The sequence below is a fragment of the Rhodanobacter sp. ANJX3 genome (assembly GCF_014200755.1).
GTDB lineage: Bacteria > Pseudomonadota > Gammaproteobacteria > Xanthomonadales > Rhodanobacteraceae > Rhodanobacter.
This window is the reverse complement of record NZ_JACHCM010000002.1, coordinates 638,218-656,049: the sequence shown is the minus strand read 5'-3', so window position 1 is coordinate 656,049 and position 17,832 is coordinate 638,218. Positions and strand designations below refer to the sequence as shown.

Annotated in this window: 17 protein-coding genes; 13 read left to right on the top strand and 4 right to left on the bottom strand. The window is 65.3% G+C overall.

Annotated elements, in window-relative coordinates; translation table 11 throughout:
- Positions 1–113: 113 nt before the first annotated feature.
- The 5 genes from pcnB to panD all read left to right on the top strand — a co-directional run bounded on the left by pcnB (position 114) and on the right by panD (position 4,206).
- A complete protein-coding gene (gene pcnB, locus HDE76_RS07615) occupies positions 114–1,475 on the top strand; it encodes a polynucleotide adenylyltransferase PcnB (RefSeq protein WP_184506423.1) in 1,362 nt (453 codons plus the stop codon).
- A complete protein-coding gene (folK, locus tag HDE76_RS07610) occupies positions 1,472–1,951 on the top strand; it encodes a 2-amino-4-hydroxy-6-hydroxymethyldihydropteridine diphosphokinase (protein WP_184506421.1) in 480 nt (159 codons plus the stop codon). The genes pcnB and folK overlap by 4 nt, the downstream gene beginning before the upstream one ends.
- Before the next feature lie 76 nt (positions 1,952–2,027).
- Positions 2,028–2,858: a 3-methyl-2-oxobutanoate hydroxymethyltransferase gene (panB, locus tag HDE76_RS07605; protein WP_184506419.1), complete on the top strand. Its 831-nt coding sequence runs from the start codon at positions 2,028–2,030 to the stop codon at positions 2,856–2,858.
- Positions 2,859–2,874: 16 nt separating this feature from the next.
- Positions 2,875–3,735, top strand: coding sequence for a pantoate--beta-alanine ligase (gene panC / locus HDE76_RS07600; RefSeq protein ID WP_184506417.1), 861 nt, complete (start codon positions 2,875–2,877; stop codon positions 3,733–3,735).
- An 84-nt stretch (positions 3,736–3,819) separates the two neighbouring features.
- Positions 3,820–4,206, top strand: coding sequence for an aspartate 1-decarboxylase (panD, locus tag HDE76_RS07595; RefSeq protein ID WP_179477207.1), 387 nt, complete (start codon positions 3,820–3,822; stop codon positions 4,204–4,206).
- A gap of 4 nt (positions 4,207–4,210) precedes the next feature.
- On the opposite strand, the gene queG is transcribed toward panD, so the two are convergent.
- Positions 4,211–5,284, bottom strand: a complete 1,074-nt coding sequence (queG, locus tag HDE76_RS07590; protein WP_184506415.1) for a tRNA epoxyqueuosine(34) reductase QueG — start codon at positions 5,282–5,284, stop codon at positions 4,211–4,213.
- A gap of 38 nt (positions 5,285–5,322) precedes the next feature.
- Between queG and HDE76_RS07585 the strand changes: the two genes are divergently transcribed.
- The 5 genes from HDE76_RS07585 to HDE76_RS07565 all read left to right on the top strand — a co-directional run bounded on the left by HDE76_RS07585 (position 5,323) and on the right by HDE76_RS07565 (position 12,002).
- On the top strand, positions 5,323–6,822 hold the full coding sequence (locus HDE76_RS07585; RefSeq protein WP_184506413.1) for an NAD(P)H-hydrate dehydratase: 1,500 nt from the start codon (positions 5,323–5,325) through the stop codon (positions 6,820–6,822).
- Positions 6,815–7,288, top strand: a complete 474-nt coding sequence (tsaE, locus tag HDE76_RS07580) for a tRNA (adenosine(37)-N6)-threonylcarbamoyltransferase complex ATPase subunit type 1 TsaE (protein WP_184506411.1) — start codon at positions 6,815–6,817, stop codon at positions 7,286–7,288. The genes HDE76_RS07585 and tsaE overlap by 8 nt, the downstream gene beginning before the upstream one ends.
- A gap of 221 nt (positions 7,289–7,509) precedes the next feature.
- A complete protein-coding gene (locus tag HDE76_RS07575; RefSeq protein WP_184506409.1) occupies positions 7,510–9,099 on the top strand; it encodes an N-acetylmuramoyl-L-alanine amidase in 1,590 nt (529 codons plus the stop codon).
- A 66-nt stretch (positions 9,100–9,165) separates the two neighbouring features.
- Entirely contained in the window at positions 9,166–10,995 is a 1,830-nt protein-coding gene (mutL, locus tag HDE76_RS07570) for a DNA mismatch repair endonuclease MutL (RefSeq protein ID WP_184506407.1), read from the top strand.
- 68 nt (positions 10,996–11,063) lie between these two features.
- The gene (locus tag HDE76_RS07565; RefSeq protein WP_184506405.1) at positions 11,064–12,002 is read left to right on the top strand and encodes a DUF1684 domain-containing protein; all 939 of its coding nucleotides are present in this window, start codon (positions 11,064–11,066) and stop codon (positions 12,000–12,002) included.
- A gap of 70 nt (positions 12,003–12,072) precedes the next feature.
- On the opposite strand, the gene HDE76_RS07560 is transcribed toward HDE76_RS07565, so the two are convergent.
- The gene (locus HDE76_RS07560) at positions 12,073–12,855 is read right to left on the bottom strand and encodes an enoyl-CoA hydratase-related protein (protein ID WP_179477200.1); all 783 of its coding nucleotides are present in this window, start codon (positions 12,853–12,855) and stop codon (positions 12,073–12,075) included.
- A 165-nt stretch (positions 12,856–13,020) separates the two neighbouring features.
- Between HDE76_RS07560 and HDE76_RS07555 the strand changes: the two genes are divergently transcribed.
- The 3 genes from HDE76_RS07555 to HDE76_RS07545 all read left to right on the top strand — a co-directional run bounded on the left by HDE76_RS07555 (position 13,021) and on the right by HDE76_RS07545 (position 15,517).
- On the top strand, positions 13,021–13,767 hold the full coding sequence (locus HDE76_RS07555; RefSeq protein WP_184506403.1) for an FKBP-type peptidyl-prolyl cis-trans isomerase: 747 nt from the start codon (positions 13,021–13,023) through the stop codon (positions 13,765–13,767).
- An 81-nt stretch (positions 13,768–13,848) separates the two neighbouring features.
- Positions 13,849–14,652 (top strand): CoA pyrophosphatase, encoded by an 804-nt coding sequence (locus HDE76_RS07550; RefSeq protein WP_184506400.1) that lies wholly within the window; start codon positions 13,849–13,851, stop codon positions 14,650–14,652.
- A 13-nt stretch (positions 14,653–14,665) separates the two neighbouring features.
- Positions 14,666–15,517, top strand: coding sequence for a sulfurtransferase (locus HDE76_RS07545; protein ID WP_184506398.1), 852 nt, complete (start codon positions 14,666–14,668; stop codon positions 15,515–15,517).
- Positions 15,518–15,533: 16 nt separating this feature from the next.
- Here HDE76_RS07545 and HDE76_RS07540 read toward each other — a convergent pair whose 3' ends face one another.
- Together HDE76_RS07540 and HDE76_RS07535 are read right to left on the bottom strand one after the other, a co-directional pair.
- Positions 15,534–16,304, bottom strand: a complete 771-nt coding sequence (locus HDE76_RS07540) for an enoyl-CoA hydratase/isomerase family protein (RefSeq protein WP_179477196.1) — start codon at positions 16,302–16,304, stop codon at positions 15,534–15,536.
- A gap of 22 nt (positions 16,305–16,326) precedes the next feature.
- Positions 16,327–17,790 (bottom strand): DUF4139 domain-containing protein, encoded by a 1,464-nt coding sequence (locus HDE76_RS07535; protein ID WP_255481474.1) that lies wholly within the window; start codon positions 17,788–17,790, stop codon positions 16,327–16,329.
- Between the last annotated feature and the right edge of the window lie 42 nt (positions 17,791–17,832).

The following is a 17,832-nucleotide window of genomic DNA, read 5'->3' as shown; positions in this document are numbered from 1 at the left end:
AGTTTATGACGTACTCCGGCCTAACCCACCGCATCGATTCGCACGTTACCTGAGACGAAAGTGTATCCAGTCATTGAACTCACGGCCAATCGTCCTGCAAGGATTTTTACCGCTTGAACCTAGAACCAAGGACCGACACCGACATCACGCCGACGTTGCGGATCATTCCGCGCGACCAGCACATCATCTCCCGCAAGAACATCAGCAAGGCCGCCCTGCGCGTGCTTTACCGTTTGAACGAGGCGGGCTACACCGCGTATCTGGTCGGTGGTGCCGTCCGTGACCTGCTGCTGGGCCTGCACCCGAAGGACTTCGATGTCGCCACCAGCGCCACGCCGGACGAGGTCAAGCGGCTTTTCCGCAACTGCCGTCTGATTGGTCGACGTTTTCGTCTGGCGCACGTGGTATTCGGGCCGGAGATCATCGAGGTGGCGACGTTTCGTGGCCTCGGGGAAGAGGGTGCCGAGGGCGATCGCCACATCGTCGATGGGCGCATCGTGCGCGACAACATCTGGGGCACGATCGAAGAGGACGCCATTCGCCGCGACTTCCGCGTCAACGCGATGTACTACGACATCAGCGATTTTTCGGTGCGCGACTATGTCGACGGCAGCAGGGATCTCGATGACCGCGTGCTGCGACTGATCGGCGACCCGGTCACGCGTTATCGCGAAGATCCGGTGCGCATGCTGCGCGCCGCGCGTCTGGCAGCCAAGCTCGACATGCGGATCGATGCTGCCGCGATGGCGCCGTTCGAGACGCTCGGGCCACTGCTGGCCGAGGCCGCACCGGCGCGACTGTTCGACGAATCGCTGAAGATGTTCCTCGGCGGCCAGGGGCTGAAAAGCTTCCGCATGCTCGAAAAATGCGGCCTGCTGAAGTTTCTGTTTCCGGCCACCGCCCGCGCGCTGAAGCGTGGCGATCAGGCGCTGCGTTCGCTGGTCGAGCAGGGTCTGGCCAATACCGATACGCGCATCGCCGAAGGCAAATCGGTCACGCCGGCCTTCCTGTTTGCGGTACTGTTGTGGGGCGAAGTACGGGATCTTGCGCACCAGTGGATAGGTCAGGGCATGGATGGCAACGAAGCCTGGGCGCGCGCCGCGGCGCAGGTGGTAGCCGAGCAGTGCCAACGGGTGGCGATCCCGCGTCGTTTCACCTTTACGATGGAAGAGATCTGGTCGCTGCAGCCGCGCTTCGAGCAGATCCAGCGCAAGCGCGTGTTCCGTCTGATGACCCAGCCGCGCTTTCGCGCCGCGTTCGACTTTCTGCTGCTGCGCGCTGACGAGTCGCCGGCGATGCGCGAGCTGGGCCAGTGGTGGGCGCATGCGCAGCTGCTGCCGCAGGACGTGCTGGCGGCGGCGCTGCCTGCCGGCGGCGGCAATTATCCCAGCGACAACGTGGTGGCGACCTCGGCCAAGCCGCCACGGCCCCGGCGCCGCCGGCGCAAGCCGGGCGACAAATCGGGCCCGGCGTGACGCTGGCTTACGTCGCGCTGGGCAGCAATCTGGGTGACTCGCAGCGGCAGGTACTCGCTGCGATGGACGCACTCGACGCCTTGCCAGCCACGCGCGTGCTACGGCGTTCGCCGCTGTATCTGACGCCGCCCTGGGGTGTGATCGAGCAGCCGCCATTTATCAACGCCGTTGTCGCACTGGATACTGCATTGCTGCCGGAAGCGTTACTCGATGCGTTGCTGCAAATCGAGAGCGACGCTGGCCGCGTGAGGGCCGAGCGCAATGGTCCGCGCACGCTGGATCTGGATCTGCTTCATATGGATGGCGTGACTCGCCACGATGAGCAGTTGACCCTGCCGCACCCGCGCATGGCCGAGCGCGCCTTTGTGCTGCTGCCGCTGTCCGCTATTGCGCCGACACTGGAGATACCGGGTCAGGGAACGGTGCACGCCTTGCTGGGAAACCTCGATACCTCCGGCTGCGAGCGCCTGCCTTGAACGTTTCGACCTTGAGCCGCCAGTGCGGGCCGCCGATAATCGGCGCCCGTTGTTCTCGTTAATGTAAGGAATTGCCGTGTACGTGCAGAACGCCAGCACCCCCGAACGCAAGCAGGTCACCGTACCGGGCCTGCACGCGATGAAAGCGCAGGGGCGGCGCATCGTCATGTTGACCGCGTACGACGCCAGCTTTGCCTGGCAGCTGGAAAACGCCGGCGTCGACATCGCGCTGGTCGGCGATTCGCTGGGCATGGTGGTGCAGGGGCATCGCAGCACGCTCCCCGTGACGCTCGATCACATGGTCTATCACACCGCGGCCGTCGCCCGTGGGTTGTCCGCCACGATGCTGGTAGCGGATCTGCCGTTCATGGCCGATCGCGACACGGCGCATGTGCTGGAAGCCGGTGCGCGACTGGTCGGCGAAGCCGGTGCGGCGATGGTCAAAATCGAAGGCGCCGCGCCGCATATCCTCGAAGGCATTGCGGCACTGGTCGCCCGGGCGATTCCCGTGTGCGCGCATCTGGGATTGACGCCGCAATCGGTGCACAAGTTCGGCGGCTTTCGCATTCAGGGCCGTGAGCAGGCGGCAGCGGACCATATTCTGGCCGAGGCGCTGGCGGTGCAGTCCGCCGGCGCGGATCTGCTGGTGTTGGAAGGCGTGCCGACGGCGTTGGGCGAGCGGGTGACGGGCGCCGTGAATATCCCTGTCATCGGCATCGGTGCCGGCCCGCACTGCGACGGACAGGTGCTGGTGATTCATGACATGCTCGGCATCACCCCGGGCAAGCGACCGAAGTTCAGCAAGGATTTCCTCGCTGGGCGCGATTCTGTGGCAGCGGCCATTGCGGCCTACGCCGAGGATGTGCGCAGTGGCGTTTTCCCTGCGCCCGAACATTGTTTCAACTGACCGGCCAAAGCCAACCATGCAGACCGTACAAGACGTCTCCGCGCTGCGCGCGGCTATCCGCGGCTGGCGCAGCAAGGGCGAAACCGTCGGCTTTGTGCCGACCATGGGCAACCTGCACGCAGGCCATCAGTCGCTGATCAAGCTGGCGCGTGCGCGTACCGAGCGGGTGGTCGCGAGCGTCTTCGTCAATCCGACCCAATTCGGTCCGAACGAGGATTTCGAGCGCTATCCGCGCACCCTGGTGCAGGATCAGGCCGCACTGGCCGACCAGGGCTGCGACCTGCTGTTTGCCCCCGATGTCGGCACGATCTATCCCTTCGGGCCGGAACACAGTGTCAGCCTGCGCGTGCCGCAGATTACCGAAACACTGGAGGGTGCCCATCGCCCGGGGCACTTCGACGGCGTCGCCACGGTGGTGTGCAAGCTGTTCAATCTGGTGCAGCCGGATATCGCGGTCTTCGGTCAGAAGGATTTTCAGCAGCTGAAGGTGATCGAGCGGATGGTGCGCGACCTGTCGCTGCCGGTGAAAGTGATGTCCGCCCCGACCCTGCGCGCCGACGACGGCCTGGCGCTGAGTTCGCGCAATCAGTACCTGTCACCCGACGAGCGGGCTCGCTCTGCGCTGATTTACGACACTCTGAGCAAGATGCGCGAGCTGTTCCTGCAGGGGCACGCGTGGCGGGCGCTGGAGCAGGTGGCCTCGTCGCGGCTGACGCGTGCCGGTTTTGCGCCGGATTATGCGGTGATTCGCCGCGCCGACGATCTGGCCGAACCGGCCGAAGATCAGCGCGAGGGCCTGATAGCGCTCATTGCCGCTCGATTGGGCACGACCCGCCTGATCGACAACTTGATGTTCGACCAGGACGCCCCTAGATAGGGCCAAGCCGGCGCCCGGTTGCGGCCAAGCCTCCAGACTTCGATAATTACCCGTTACGCAGGCTGTTCCTGCGGGAAGTACGTCATGCACCTGAACATGCTCAAGGCCAAGATCCACCGGGTCACGGTTACTCACGCCGAGCTTCATTATGAAGGCTCGATCGCGATCGACGGCCTGCTGCTCGACGCGTCGGGTATCCGTGAGTACGAGCAGATCCATGCCTGGAACATTAACAACGGCAAGCGCTTTGTCACCTACGCGCTGCGTGCCGAAGAAGGCTCGGGCATCATTTCGGTCAACGGCAGCGCAGCGCATCGTGCCCAGCCGGGCGATCTGATCATCATCGCCGCCTTCGCCCAGCTCAGCGAGGCGGAGCTGGAGAAATTCCAGCCTACGCTGGTGTATGCCGATGCGCACAATCGCATCTCGCACACCAATCGTTCGATCCCCAAGCAGATGGCCGCCGCCTGATTCGTCAGCGGTGATGCCGGGCCAGTGCCCACTGCACGTGTTCGCGTACCACTGGCGAAACATGCTCCGCTTGCGCCTCTAGCGCGGCGGTGACGGCGGCCGATGTCGGCGCATTGCCCAGCGCCACGGCGATATTGCGCAGCCAGCCTTCGTAGCCGGTACGGCGGATCGCCATACCTTCAGTGCGCTTGAGGAACTCCTCTTCGCTCCAGCCGAAAAGGTCGATCAGTTTTGCGCCGTCCAGGCTATGGCGTGGTGCGAAATCCGGCTCGGTGGTTTCCTGGGCGAACTTGTTCCACGGGCAGATCAGCTGGCAGTCGTCGCAACCGAAGATGCGGTTGCCCATCGGCGCGCGCAGCGCTTCGGGAATGCTGCCTTTGAGCTCGATCGTGAGATAGGAAATGCAGCGTCGCGCATCGAGTCGATACGGCCCAACGATGGCCTGCGTCGGGCAGATGTCGATGCAGCGATTGCAGCTGCCGCAGTGCGCGCTGGCCGGCGGGTCCACCGGCAACGGCAGGTCGGTATACAGCTCGCCGAGAAAGAAATACGAGCCGGCGCGCTTATTGATCAGCACCGTGTGCTTGCCGATCCAGCCCAGCCCGGCGTTGCGCGCCAGCGCCTTTTCCAGCACCGGCGCCGAATCGACGTAGGCGCGATAGCCGAAGTCGCCGACGACGCTGTGGATGCGATCGGCCAACTTCTGCAGCCGGCTGCGCATCAGCTTGTGATAGTCGCGGCCCAGCGCATAGCGCGCCACGTAGCCGGCTTCAGCATCCTCGATGACGCCCCAGGCGTTTGCCGTCCCGGGCGGGATGTAGTCCATCCGCACTGAGATCACGCGCTGCGTGCCCGGCTCCAGTTCGGCGGGGCGGCTGCGCTTGGCGCCGTGGCGCGCCATGTATTCCATTTCACCGTGATGGCCGTCGTCGAGCCAGCGTTCGAGGTGCTGCTCGTCGGCGCCGAGATCGGTGCCGCTGATGCCTGCGTCGGCGAAGCCCAGCTCGATCGCCCAGCGCTTGATATCGCCGGCCAGTGCGGCGTAGTCGATGTGAGGGCGTGTATCGGGGTCGGACATCGATCCATTGTAGACGGTGGCCGTGCCTATAATTCCGGATGGCCAACGCACACCACACCCGCGAGCTCTACACCGTCGAACAGCTGCGCACGCTTGAAAGCGATGCGTTTGCCACTCTGGATGTTTCCGGCACGGATCTGATGCGGCGTGCGGCCAGCGCGGCATTGAACAGCCTGCGTCGCCACTGGCCCGAAGCGCAGAGCGTCACCGTCTACTGCGGACCAGGCAACAACGGCGGGGACGGGTTTCTGTTCGGGCTGCTGGCGCGGGAAGCGGGCCTGCACGTAGAGATCGTTGCGCTTAGCGATTCGTCGCATGGCGACGCGGCGCTGGCGCGAGCGGCCTGGGCATCCGACGGCGGCACGGTGCACGTGTGGAGCGCCGATAGCGAATTGCCGAAGGCAGATGTCCAGGTCGACGCGCTGTACGGCATCGGCCTCAATCGTGCGCCGGAGCCGGCGGCTGCCAACCTGATCGAACGCATCAACGCCATGGACGCACCGGTGCTGGCGCTCGACGTTCCCTCGGGAATCAATGCAGACTCCGGGCGGCACGTTGGTGTGGCTGTGGCGGCTGACGTCACAGTGACCTTCATCGCCAACAAGCGCGGCCTGCACACGGGGCAGGCGGCTGACTTCGTGGGGATCGTGGAACTGGCCACGCTGGGCGTTCCCGACAGCGTGTACGCGTCCATCCATTCAGATGCGCAACTGTTGGCGGTGGATTCGCTGCCGCGGCGTCCGAGATATGCCAACAAGGGCAACAACGGCCACGTGCTGGTCATCGGCGGCGACCATGGCACGGCGGGTGCGGTGCGGATGACGGGAGAAGCGGCCCTGCGCACGGGAGCGGGATTGGTCAGCGTGGCGACGCGCGCGGGCAATATCACCGCATTGAACGCCGCGCGTCCGGAGCTGATGGCGCATGAGGTCGACGGGCCGCAGACGCTGCAGCCACTGCTCGATCGCGCCAGCGTACTGGCGGTTGGGCCGGGTCTGGGCAAAACAGGCTGGGGTCACGCGCTTTGGCTGACTGCGCTGGACGCCGGCAAGCCGCTGGTGCTCGATGCCGACGGCCTGAATCTGCTGTCGGTCGAGCCGCGGCAGTTCACCAGCGCTACCGTCCTTACGCCGCATCCCGGTGAAGCCGGGCGGCTGCTGGGTATCGAGACGAAAGACGTCGAACGCGATCGCTTCGCCGCCGCGCGCGAGCTGGCCCGGCGCTATCACGCCGTGGTGGTGCTCAAAGGCTCGGGCACGCTGATTGCCGATCCGTCCGGACGTTTGAGCGTCTGTCCCTGGGGCAATCCGGGCATGGCCTCGGGAGGCATGGGCGATCTGCTGACGGGCGTTATCGCGGCGCTGCTGGCACAGGGATGCGACGCGTGGCGAGCGGCCTGTCTTGGCGTCGGCCTGCACGCCCGTGCGGGAGACGCGGCGGCACGCCACGGCGAGCGCGGCCTGTTGGCCACCGATCTGCTGCGGCCGCTGCAGGCCCTGGTGAACGGCTTGCCCGCCAATGAGCGTGACCATGACTGACATATCGCCAAACAGTTGGCAGTGGGAGCTGCCCGACGAGGACGCCACGCGTGCTTTGGCCGTTCGGGTCGCCGACGCGCTCGACGATGGGCTGGTCTTTTATCTGCACGGTCCCTTGGGTGCCGGCAAAACCAGCTTCGCGCGGGCGCTGCTGACCGCGCTGGGCGTCGGCGAGCGGGTCAAAAGCCCGACGTACAGTTTGATCGAAGGCTACGTCGCTCAAGGGCGACCGGCCTGGCATCTGGATCTCTATCGGATTGCTGATCCGGCCGAGCTGGAGTGGCTCGGTCTGGATGCGCTCAGTGACCCTGCGGCTATCGTATTGGTGGAATGGCCCGAGCGCGGCACTGGTGCCTTGCCGGCGGCCGATCTGGAATGGCAGTTGGCTTACGCCGGCGAAGGCCGCCACGCCACGGTGCGCGCGTTGACCAACCGTGGCCAGCGGCTGCTGTCGCGGCTGGATTGATGGCGCGAGCTCCGGTTCGTCGGTGAAGAAGCTGCGATAGAAAAAGCTAAGTATCGATTTTTGCTTGAAAATTCATTAGTCGACTTGCAGCCATGATCCTTATCTTAAAGCGCCACTTGCAGTCGATAACTGGACGTAGCCTGACAAACAGCCCGCAGGTTACGGAAATACAAAGAAAAATGCTGTTGCATTCGCGTTGAGACTGCGCTTCAATGCGGTTTATGAGGGGATACCTGAACAGCCTTGGTGGAATCGTCGTCGCAATCGCGGCGACCAGCTCGCTGTGTGCGGTTCATGCGGCCGATCTGAAGGGCGCTCGCGTCTGGGCCGGTCCCGAGTACACGCGAGTGGTCATCGATGCCGCCGGTCCACTGGACTATAAGGTGACCCAGTCGGGCGACCAACTGCTGGTCGATCTCAGCGGCAGCAGGTTGGCGGGCAGCTTTACCGACCCTGTAGCGCACGGCCTTTTCCACGGCATGACGCACGGACAGCAGGGCGATCATCTACAGCTGACGGCCAAGGTTGAACCCAACAGCCGCCTAAAAAGTTTTGTGCTGAAGCCGGCATCCGGCTCGGATTACCGGCTGGTGCTGGACCTGTATCCGGGTACGGCGCCGACCGGTCCGGTGATGCCGCACAGCACTGTGGTGGCGGAACATCGCCCCAATGATGACGACGTCGATACGGCAAAGACAGTTGCAGCTGACGCCGATGCGGATAGTGCGCCGGTCATCCTTGCACCTGTTCCGGTCAGACCTACACGCGGCGCTCGAAGCAACGGCACTTCGGCGCGCGATGCGGCCGCGATGCTCGGCGGCCAGCGCAAGGTGGTGGTGGCGATCGACGCCGGCCACGGCGGCAAGGATCAGGGCGCGCATGGCCCCGGCGGCACGCTGGAGAAAAACGTCACGCTGGCCGTGGCCCGCGATCTGGCCGCGCTGATCAACCGCCAGCCGGGCATGAAGGCCGTGCTGACCCGCGACAACGACTACTTCATCGAGCTGACCCAGCGCTTCAAGATCGCTCGCGACAACAAGGCCGACCTGTTCGTGTCGATCCACGCCGACTCTTACACCAGCGACGATGCCAAGGGTTCGTCCGTGTGGGTGCTGTCGCCGCGCGGCAAGACCAGCGAAGCGGCGCGCTTTCTGGCCGATCGTGAAAACGCCGAGCTGATCGGCGGCACCACGCTCGACGACAAGGACGACGGCCTGGCCAAGGTGCTGATGGATCTGCAGCAAAGCTGGGCCATTCAGGCCAGCGACACGGTAGCGAACAATGTACTGCGGGCGCTTGGCATGCTCGGCCCGACTCACCGTGGCTACGTCGAGCGCGCCAACTTCGTCGTACTGCGTTCGCCGGACGTGCCCTCGATCCTGGTTGAAACGGCGTTCATCAGCAATCCGTCCGAAGAGCGCAAGTTGCGCGACCCGGAGCATCAGGATCAGCTCGCCGCAGCCGTCATGGGCGGCGTGAAAAGCTATTTCGAGTCGACCCCTCCACCAGGCACCTGGTTTGCCGCGCAGGCTGCACGCCGCAACGGTGGCGATCTGGCATCGGCCGGTACGCGTGACAAATCGTCCGTGGCGTTGGCCGATGCCGATGACGACAGCGGCGCCTCCCAGGCCGACAGCCCGTCGTCCACGGTGCACGTCAAGGCACGCGACATGCATCGCGTCGGCCCGGGCGAGAGCCTGCGCAGCATCGCCAATCAGTACGGCATCAGCGTCAGCTCGCTGAAATCCGCCAACCAGATCAGCAGCAACAGCGTGCGCGCCGGCACCATGCTGGCGATACCGACCAGCTGAGCCAGTAAACGCGCGATCGCGGCGCGCGCGCTTTCATGCCGCTCCTCGCTCGCTTAAGCTTGCCGGATGTCGATCATCCGCCTGCTGCCCCCCGAACTCATCAATCAGATTGCCGCCGGCGAGGTCATCGAACGGCCGTCCTCGGTGGTCAAGGAGCTGGTGGAAAACAGCCTCGACGCCGGCGCCAGCCGCATCGAGGTGGACATCGAGGCCGGCGGTTCGCGCCTGATCCGCGTGCGCGACGACGGCGATGGTATCCAGGTCGACGAACTGCCGCTGGCGGTCGCGTCGCACGCCACCAGCAAGATCGGCAGCTTCGACGATCTGGAGCACGTCGCCAGCATGGGTTTCCGCGGCGAGGCGCTGGCGTCGGTGTCGTCGGTCTCGCGTTTCGCCATCACCTCGCGCGTGCGCGGGCAGGATGCGGCCTTCCGCATCGAGGTCGACAGCGGTCAGTTGTTGGCGGCGCGGCCGGCGCAGCATCCGTCCGGTACCAGCGTCGAAGTGCGCGACCTCTTTCACAACGTACCCGCGCGCCGGAAATTCATGCGTGCCGAACGCACGGAGTTTGCGCACATCGACGATTTGCTGAAGTCGCTGGCGCTGGCACGCAGCGGCGTGGAGTTCCGGCTCAGCCATAACGGCAAGCCGGTTCGCATCTGGAAAGCCGCCAACAGCGAGCAGGCGGCGCTGCAGCGCGTTGCCGAAGTGCTGGGCGAGGATTTCCCCGCGCAGAGCCTGCGTGTCGATCATGAGGCCGCCGGCCTGCGTCTGTCCGGTTGGGTTGGCCTGCCGACGGCGTCGCGTGGGCAGGCGGATTCGCAGTATTTCTACGTCAACGGTCGGCTGGTGCGCGACCGCATCGTCGCCCACGCGGTGCGTCAGGCGTACGCCGATGTGCTGTTCCATGGACGCCATGCGGCGTTCGTGCTGTATTTGGAACTCGATCCGGCCGGCGTCGACGTCAACGTGCATCCGGCCAAGCATGAGGTGCGCTTTCGCGAACAGCGGCTGGTGCACGATTTTCTGTATCGCACGCTGCATGAGGCGCTGGCGCAGACGCGCGCCGGGCAGGTGGCCTCGAGCGCGCACTCGGATAATGGCGCACTGACCATGTCGACATCGGCGCCGACCTCCACAGCGTACGCTGCGGCGCCAGCGTGGTCGGGCAGCTTCAGCCAGAGTCGTCTGAGCCTGGGTGTGCGCGATGCGCCCCTGGCCGAATACGCTGCGCTGACCGGCGAACAGCCGGCGCGCCATGCCGGATATCCCCATGCATCGGCAGCCCTGCCTGCCAACGACGACAGCGAAGCGCCGCCGCTGGGGTTTGCCATCGCGCAGTTGAAAAACATCTACGTGCTGGCCGAGAACGCGCAGGGCCTGGTGCTGATCGACATGCACGCGGCGCACGAGCGCATCACCTACGAAAAGTTGAAGGCCGGTCGCGAGGGCCGCAATCTGCGCTCGCAGCTACTGCTGGTGCCGCTGAATATCGCAGTGAGTGCCAAAGAAGCCGTCGCCGCCGAGGAGCATGCCGAAGCGCTCGCCGACTGGGGGCTGGAGCTGTCGCGCAGTGGCCCGTCGGGCGTGGTGGTGCGGCGTATTCCATCGCTGCTGGAAGGCGCCGATGTCGGCCAGCTCACCCGCGACGTGCTGGCCGAGCTGGCCCAGCACGGCAGTTCGCGTCGGCTGCAGGAGCTGGAGAACGAGCTGCTCTCGACCATGGCCTGCCACGGCTCGGTGCGCGCGGGTCGACGGCTGACGATTCCCGAGATGAATGCCCTGCTGCGCGAGATGGAGGCGACCGAGCGCTCCGGCCAATGCAATCACGGCCGACCGACCTGGACCCAACTCAGCGTGGCCGAGCTGGATCGTCTGTTCATGCGCGGACGCTGATCGCACGACTTGCCCTGCGCGCAAATCGCCGGTGATACTCGGCGTTCTGCCTGCTACGGATTGCCGCCATGTTTCGTCACGCCTTTCTCGCCCTCGCGCTGTTTTCCGGAGCCGCTCTCGTGCACGCCGATTCGCCTACCGCTTCGTCTTCCTCGCCCACCGACCCTGCCGCCTACACGCAGCAGATCAAGCAGCTGCGCGACGCGCGTGTCGCTCGTCTGACGTCGCCCAACGGCTGGCTGAGCCTGATTGGGCTGGAGTGGCTCAAGGTCGGCGCCAACCGCGTCGGCGCCGCCGCAGACAACGACATCGTGCTGAAGGCCGGCCCGGCGCACCTGGGCACCGTGACGCTGGACAAGGACGGCAGTCTGCATATCGCGCTGGCCAAGGACAGCGGCGCCACCATCGACGGCAAGACCGTCGCGGACGCGGTGCTGATCGATGACGCGCATGCTACCGGCACGACCAACCCGACGATGGTCACTTTCGGACACGCCAATTTCTACGTGATCGATCGCGACGGTCGCAAGGCGCTGCGCGTCAAAGACAGCGATGCCCAGACGCGCACGCATTTTCTCGGCCTGGATTATTTTCCGATCGATCCGTCGTGGCGCATTACCGCCGACTGGGTGCCGTTCAATCCTGCGCACAAAATGGAAATCGGTTCGGTTATCGGCACGATCGACAAGGTCGACGTGCCGGGCAAGGCGGTGTTCAAACGCGACGGCCACACCTACGAGCTGATGCCGTATCAGGAAGAGCCGGACGGCGACCTGTTCTTCGTGATCGCCGACCGCACCTCGGGCAAGGAAACCTACGGCGCGGCGCGCTTCATGGACGTGCCGCTGCCGAAAGACGGCAAGGTGATTCTCGATTTCAACCTGGCCTACAACCCGCCGTGCGCGTTCACGCCGTATGCCACGTGTCCGCTGGCGCCGCCGGAAAACCGGCTCGATCTGCGCGTGACGGCCGGCGAAGAAAAATACCGCGGCGGTCATCCGCACTGATGGCGTTCTGGCGGGCGCAGGATCGATAGCGAAATGATCGATGCTGCGCCGGCCATCGACTCCTGAAGGCTCAGCGGCCGACGAAGCTGGCTTTGCGCTTTTCCAGAAACGCGGATGTGCCTTCGCGCATATCCTCGGTGGAGAACGCCAGCGCAAAGCCCTGGGTTTCGAATGCCAGGCCCTGATCGATCGCGGTTTCGCCGCCGCTGAGCACGGCATCAAGAATGCCGGCGGCCGCCAGCGGCGCCGCGGCGGCGAGTTGATCGGCCAGTGCAGCAACCGCCTCATCCAGCGCTTCGGGCGCGACCACGCGCGTGACGATGCCGAGCTCGTACGCCCGCTGCGCGTTGATCGTGGCGCCGGTCAGGCACAGCTCCAGCGCGGCCCCGCGGCCGGCCAGCCGCAGCAGCCGCTGCGTGCCACCGAAGCCCGGGATCAGCCCGAGGTTGATTTCCGGCTGGCCGAACTTGGCTTTTTCGCTGGCCACGCGCAGATGGCAGGCCATGGCCAACTCCATGCCGCCGCCCAGGGCAAAGCCCTGAATACGCGCGATCACCGGCTTGCCGAGGCGTTCGATCGCGCTCATCAGGCGCTGGCCTGTGCGCGAAAACGCTAGCGCCTGGGTCGGGGTGTAACCGTTCATCTCGGCGATGTCGGCGCCGGCGACAAAGGCCTTTTCGCCGGCGCCGGTCAGCACCACGGCGCGCACGCCGTCGTCCTGCGCTGCCTGTGCAAACGCGATGGTCAGCTCGTTGAGCGTCTCGCGGTTGAGCGCATTGAGTTTGTCCGGCCGGTTGACCATGATCGTGTGCACGGAGCCGCGGCGGGTGATTTCCAGGTTGCGAAAGGCCATGAGCAATCCCAATGAAGGCAAAACCGGCATGTTAGCAGCGGGAACCTTTGTCACCGGGGAGGTTCTCACTTTCCGAACAAGCCGCTGCACGCGCGCCCTCTAACCGCTTAGGATGTCGCATCCGGCGGCGATGATCAGTCGGCCGTAGCGACAGAGAAGGACTCGATGAAAAACCGTTCGACACATTGGCCGACGTACTGGCACTCGATTCTGCTGGGCGGTTTTCTGCTCGGCGGACAGGTGTGCGCGCAAGGTCGTCCGCCCGATGCGCCGTCGGCCAAGCTCGACAAGGCCAAGCTCTCATATGCCATCGGCTATCAGATCGGCGACCAGTTTGCCGACGGCAAACCGGATGTGGATATTCCGACCCTGCAGCGCGCGATCCAGGACGCGTACGCCAAGCGTCATCCAGCGGTGCCGATGCAGCAGATGCACGAGCAGCTGCAGCTGCTTGCGCACCAGATGCATGCCGACGCATTGACCGAGTACAAGCGCATCGCGGTGGACAACGCGCGCAAAAGCAGCGGTTTCATGGCGACCAACGCTCAGCAGAAGGGCGTGGTGCAGCTGCCTTCCGGTATCCAGTATTCCGTCATCACCAAAGGCACCGGCACGACCAGCCCCGGCGTTACCAGCACGGTGGTCTTGAATTATCGCGGCATGCTGATCGACGGCACCGAGTTCGACAGCACCTGGGCGCACGGCGCGCCGGCGATCATGACCGTCGACAAGATGATCCGCGGCTGGCAGGATGTAATTCCACGCATGCGTGTCGGCGATCGCTGGAAGGTAGTGATTCCACCGCAGCTGGCCTACGGCGAAACCGGCGCGTTACCGCGCATCGGCCCGAACGAGGCATTGGTGTTCGAAATCCAGTTGCTCGACATCAAGCCGCAGTCGGACAAGCCCTGAATCAGCCAGGCCCTGAATCCGCTTCGGCCTGACGGCCGTCAAGCCGCTGATCGCGGCAAGCGCGGTGGTAGCATGAGAGAAATGTCCAATGCCTACCGTCTCGCACCAGCCACGGCGCTCACTCCCTGTGTCGGCGTTTGCCGGCTGGACAGCCGTGGACTGTGTGTGGGATGCCAGCGCACTGGTGAGGAAATCGGTCGCTGGGCGCAGATGAACGACGACGAGCGGTTGTCGATCATGCGCGACGAGCTTCCCACACGGAAAAATCCAGCGCTGAAAGACGATGCGCTGGCGCCACTGCTGTCGGCGCTGCATCCGCTTTCGGCACCGCCGAGCGGGCCGGGCTGGAATCATGACGATATGACCACGCTGCTCGGTACGGCCGATCGTCAGCCCGCGGCGGTGCTGGTCGGATTCCGCGAGGGCGTGCAGCCGCGGCTGGTGCTGACCGTGCGCACCGCGCATCTGCAGTCGCACGCCGGTCAGGTCGCCTTTCCGGGCGGCCGCAGCGATCCGGAGGATCGCAATGCCATCGGCACGGCCTTGCGCGAGAGCCAGGAGGAAATCGGGCTCGATCCTGCGCTGGTGACGCCGCTGGGTTATCTGGACTGCTTCGAGACGATCAGCGGTTACGTCATCACGCCGGTGGTCGCGCGCATCGCCGCCGATGCGCAACTGCATCCGGCGCCGGATGAAGTCGCCGAGGTGTTCGAGGTGCCGCTGGATTTTCTGCTGGAGCCCGCGAATCTGCGTCGCTACACGATGGATTTTCGCGGCCACCGGCGCCCTATGGTCGAGTTTATCCACGGTGGCCATCGCATCTGGGGCGCCACGGCGTCGATGGTGTTGAATCTGCTGCAGCGCATGGGCCGGGAGCACATATGAGCGTGGAGCACGCATGAGTCTGACGACGCCCCTGATCGATGCCGACAGTCTTTCTCGGCTCACGCCACACGATGTATTGATCGTCGATTGCCGTTTCGATCTGGCCGATCCGGCGAAAGGTGAGCGCGAATATCTGGATGGCCATATCCCCGGCGCCGTTTACGCCAGCCTGGATCGCGACCTGTCCGATCTGTCGCGTCAGGCCGAGGGCTTGGGGCGACACCCGCTGCCGCTGGAGTCGGCGCTCGCGCAATCGCTGTCGCGCTGGGGCTGGCAGCCGGGCATGCGGGTCGTCAGTTACGACGCGGCCGGCGGCGCGCTGGCGGCTGCGCGACTGTGGTGGTTGCTGCGTCTGATCGGCGAGAAACATGTCGCTGTGCTCGACGGTGGCTACGCCGCCTGGCAAGCCGCCGGTCTGCCGATCGAAAAAGGCGCGGCGAAAGCACGACCGGCCAGCAAGGTATCGCTGCGCTTCGACGATCGCCTGATGTTGCTGGATCACGCCGCTTTGCCAGAGGTGGCGCAGGGTGCCTTGCTCGATGCTCGCGCCGCGCCGCGTTACCGCGGTGAGGTCGAGCCGCTGGATCGCGTCGGCGGCCACGTGCCTGGCGCGTTGAACCGGCCGTTCGGCGAGAACCTGGGCAGCGACGGCTGTTTCAAGCCGGCGGCCCAGTTACGCGATGAGTTTCTGGCCGTGCTGGGTTCGACAGCCCCGTCGAGCGTGGTGCACATGTGCGGCTCGGGCGTCACCGCCTGCCACAACCTGCTGGCGATGGAACACGCTGGCCTGCACGGCTCGCGACTCTATCCACCATCGTGGAGCGGTTGGGTCAGCGATCCCGCGCGCCCCGTAGCGAAGGGTTGAACAGGCCGCCGCCCGCTCAGCCTTTGTTCTTCAAGCGCGCGACCAGCTGCTGCAGCACGGCCTGTGTCTGCGGATGAAAGAATCCGTCGACAAAACCGTCCAGCGGCAGCGCCTCCGGGTTCGCGTAGGCGGTGGTGAGATCGGCGCGGGCAATGGCGCGGGTGGCGAGCATCGCTTCGGACGGGAGCGCCAGCAGCTCGTTCAACCAGACCAGCGAGCGCACGGTGACCTGATCCACGCCGGTCGTTTCGTCGACAAAGCCGCAGGCAAGCGCGTCGGCGGCGTCGATCATGGCGCCGGAAACCAGCAGCCGCTCGGCGCGGTACGCACCGACCACGCGGCGCAGTGCCATCTGGATATTTTCCGGAACGGGGAGGCCGACCCGCACTTCGTTGAGGCCGATCTTGTAGGGGCCGTCGGCCATCACCCGGTAATCGCAGAACAACGAAATGACCGCGCCGCCGGCAGGGCTGTGTCCGGTGATCGACGCGACGACGGGCACCGGCGAGCGTGCCAGCGCCGCGCAGACCGCGAAGAATTCGCTCCAGAAGGCGTGCACGCCAGAGCGGTCGATGCCGAGCAACGAAGGTACGTCGGCACCGGCGGAAAACATGCCCGGCGCGCCGGAAAGCACGATGCCGCGGACGCCCTGGGCGATGCTGTCGTCGATAGCGGCGCGCAGTGCGCGCAGCATGTCCAGATTCAGCGCGTTGACCGGCGGCCGGGCCATCTGGATTTCGCTGATGGTGCCGCCCGTCGTGGCGTCGTGTGCGATCAGGTTGAGCATGGCCGACTCCTCGAGTAGTTGCCTATTGTGGCTGATCGCTGGCCGTCCAGGCGTAATGCACGGCGTAGTCCAGCGTGGCCTTGCCGTTGGCCGGCACGTCGATCCTGAACTCCAGCGTGTCCGTGGTCTGCTGACTGGGCTTGCTGCTCGACGACGCCAGCGTCCACTGGCGCCAGCGGTTGGGATGCTCGCGCACAGTGATCACGCGCGCGCTGTCGCTGGCGTTGCTGAGTACGATGCGGAAGGCTTCGTCCAGCGTATGGCCGGCCTTGTCGACGCTGAAATGCGTGCGCGTGCGTTCGGCGTGCAGATCGAACGCGGTGCCCAGGGTGATGCTCGCATCGCTGCCTTTGGCGGTGTCGTTGATGCGACCTTCGCCGATAAATTGCGGCGTGCCGTTCTTGTCGGCGGTCAGCACGCGCAGATAGCCGGCCGGCAGGCTGTCGAACGCCTGCAGCTTCAAGGTGCTGACGATCGCGCCGCCGCCGTCCTGATTGAAGTTTTCGTCCACCATCGGCTGACCCGGCAGGTAGCTGTTGCCGCTTTCGAATAGCGCGGTGCGTTCACAGCTCATCGTGCGCGTGGCGTACAGCGGCACCTGACTCACGCTGCCGTCGGGCAGGTCGATGGCGCCGGGCAAGGTGTAGCTGCGGTAATCGGCGAGCGTCGACTGCTCAGGCATCGCATCGGCGCTGGTCATCGCGCGAGCGGCTTTCATCATCATCGGCCGAGGCGCCGAGGCCTTGGCGAAATTCGGTTCGCCGGCGATCAGGGTGAGCTGGCTGTCCTTCCAGTCGCGGCCGCTGCGGTTGGCGATACTGGCATGCGACTCGAACTGCATGCGGCACGCGCTGCCCGGCTGCAGCGTCGCGACATAGGCCGCACGCCAGCCGAGGCCGGCGGTGGGATAGCTGAGCACGGCCTTGCTGGATCCGGAGCGAGTGGCATCGATGCGCAGACTGAGGCTGGCACCCGTGGGAAAGTCCGCGCCGGTGGTTCGCACGCCGGCGTATTGGGTAATCAGCGTGGTGCTGCCGTCGCCGCTACGGACCAGCAGTGCGTCACCCGCGCGCAGCAACGTGCCGCTGGCCAGCGTCTGGCCCGTGCTGCCCAGTACGTCGACGGCCTGGCCGGTCAGTCCGGTGAGCGCAGCGCCCTGACCCTGCGCGAGAAGCAGCCGCTGCGAGATAACTTTCGCCCCGCCGTCCGGAAAGCCCAGCGCCAGTGCCTCGGTGTCCAGCGATGCAGGCAGGTTGCCGATCACCACGTCATGCAGGCCGGCGCTGAGGCTTAACTCGCGCTGTTCACGCACCACCGCGTAACCGCCGCCGATGCTGCCATCGGTGCTGCCGGCGTAGAGCGCGGCGTCGTCGCTGCGATAGAGAGTCAGCTGCGTGCCGTCGGCAGCATGGGCAGGTGTCCGACTAGCGGCGATGAGGCCGCCAACAATGGTCAGGGCAAGCATGGCGCGGCGGGCTAAAAACATCGGCAGGACTCCCTTGAAAGTACCAGCGCCCATCATAGCGGC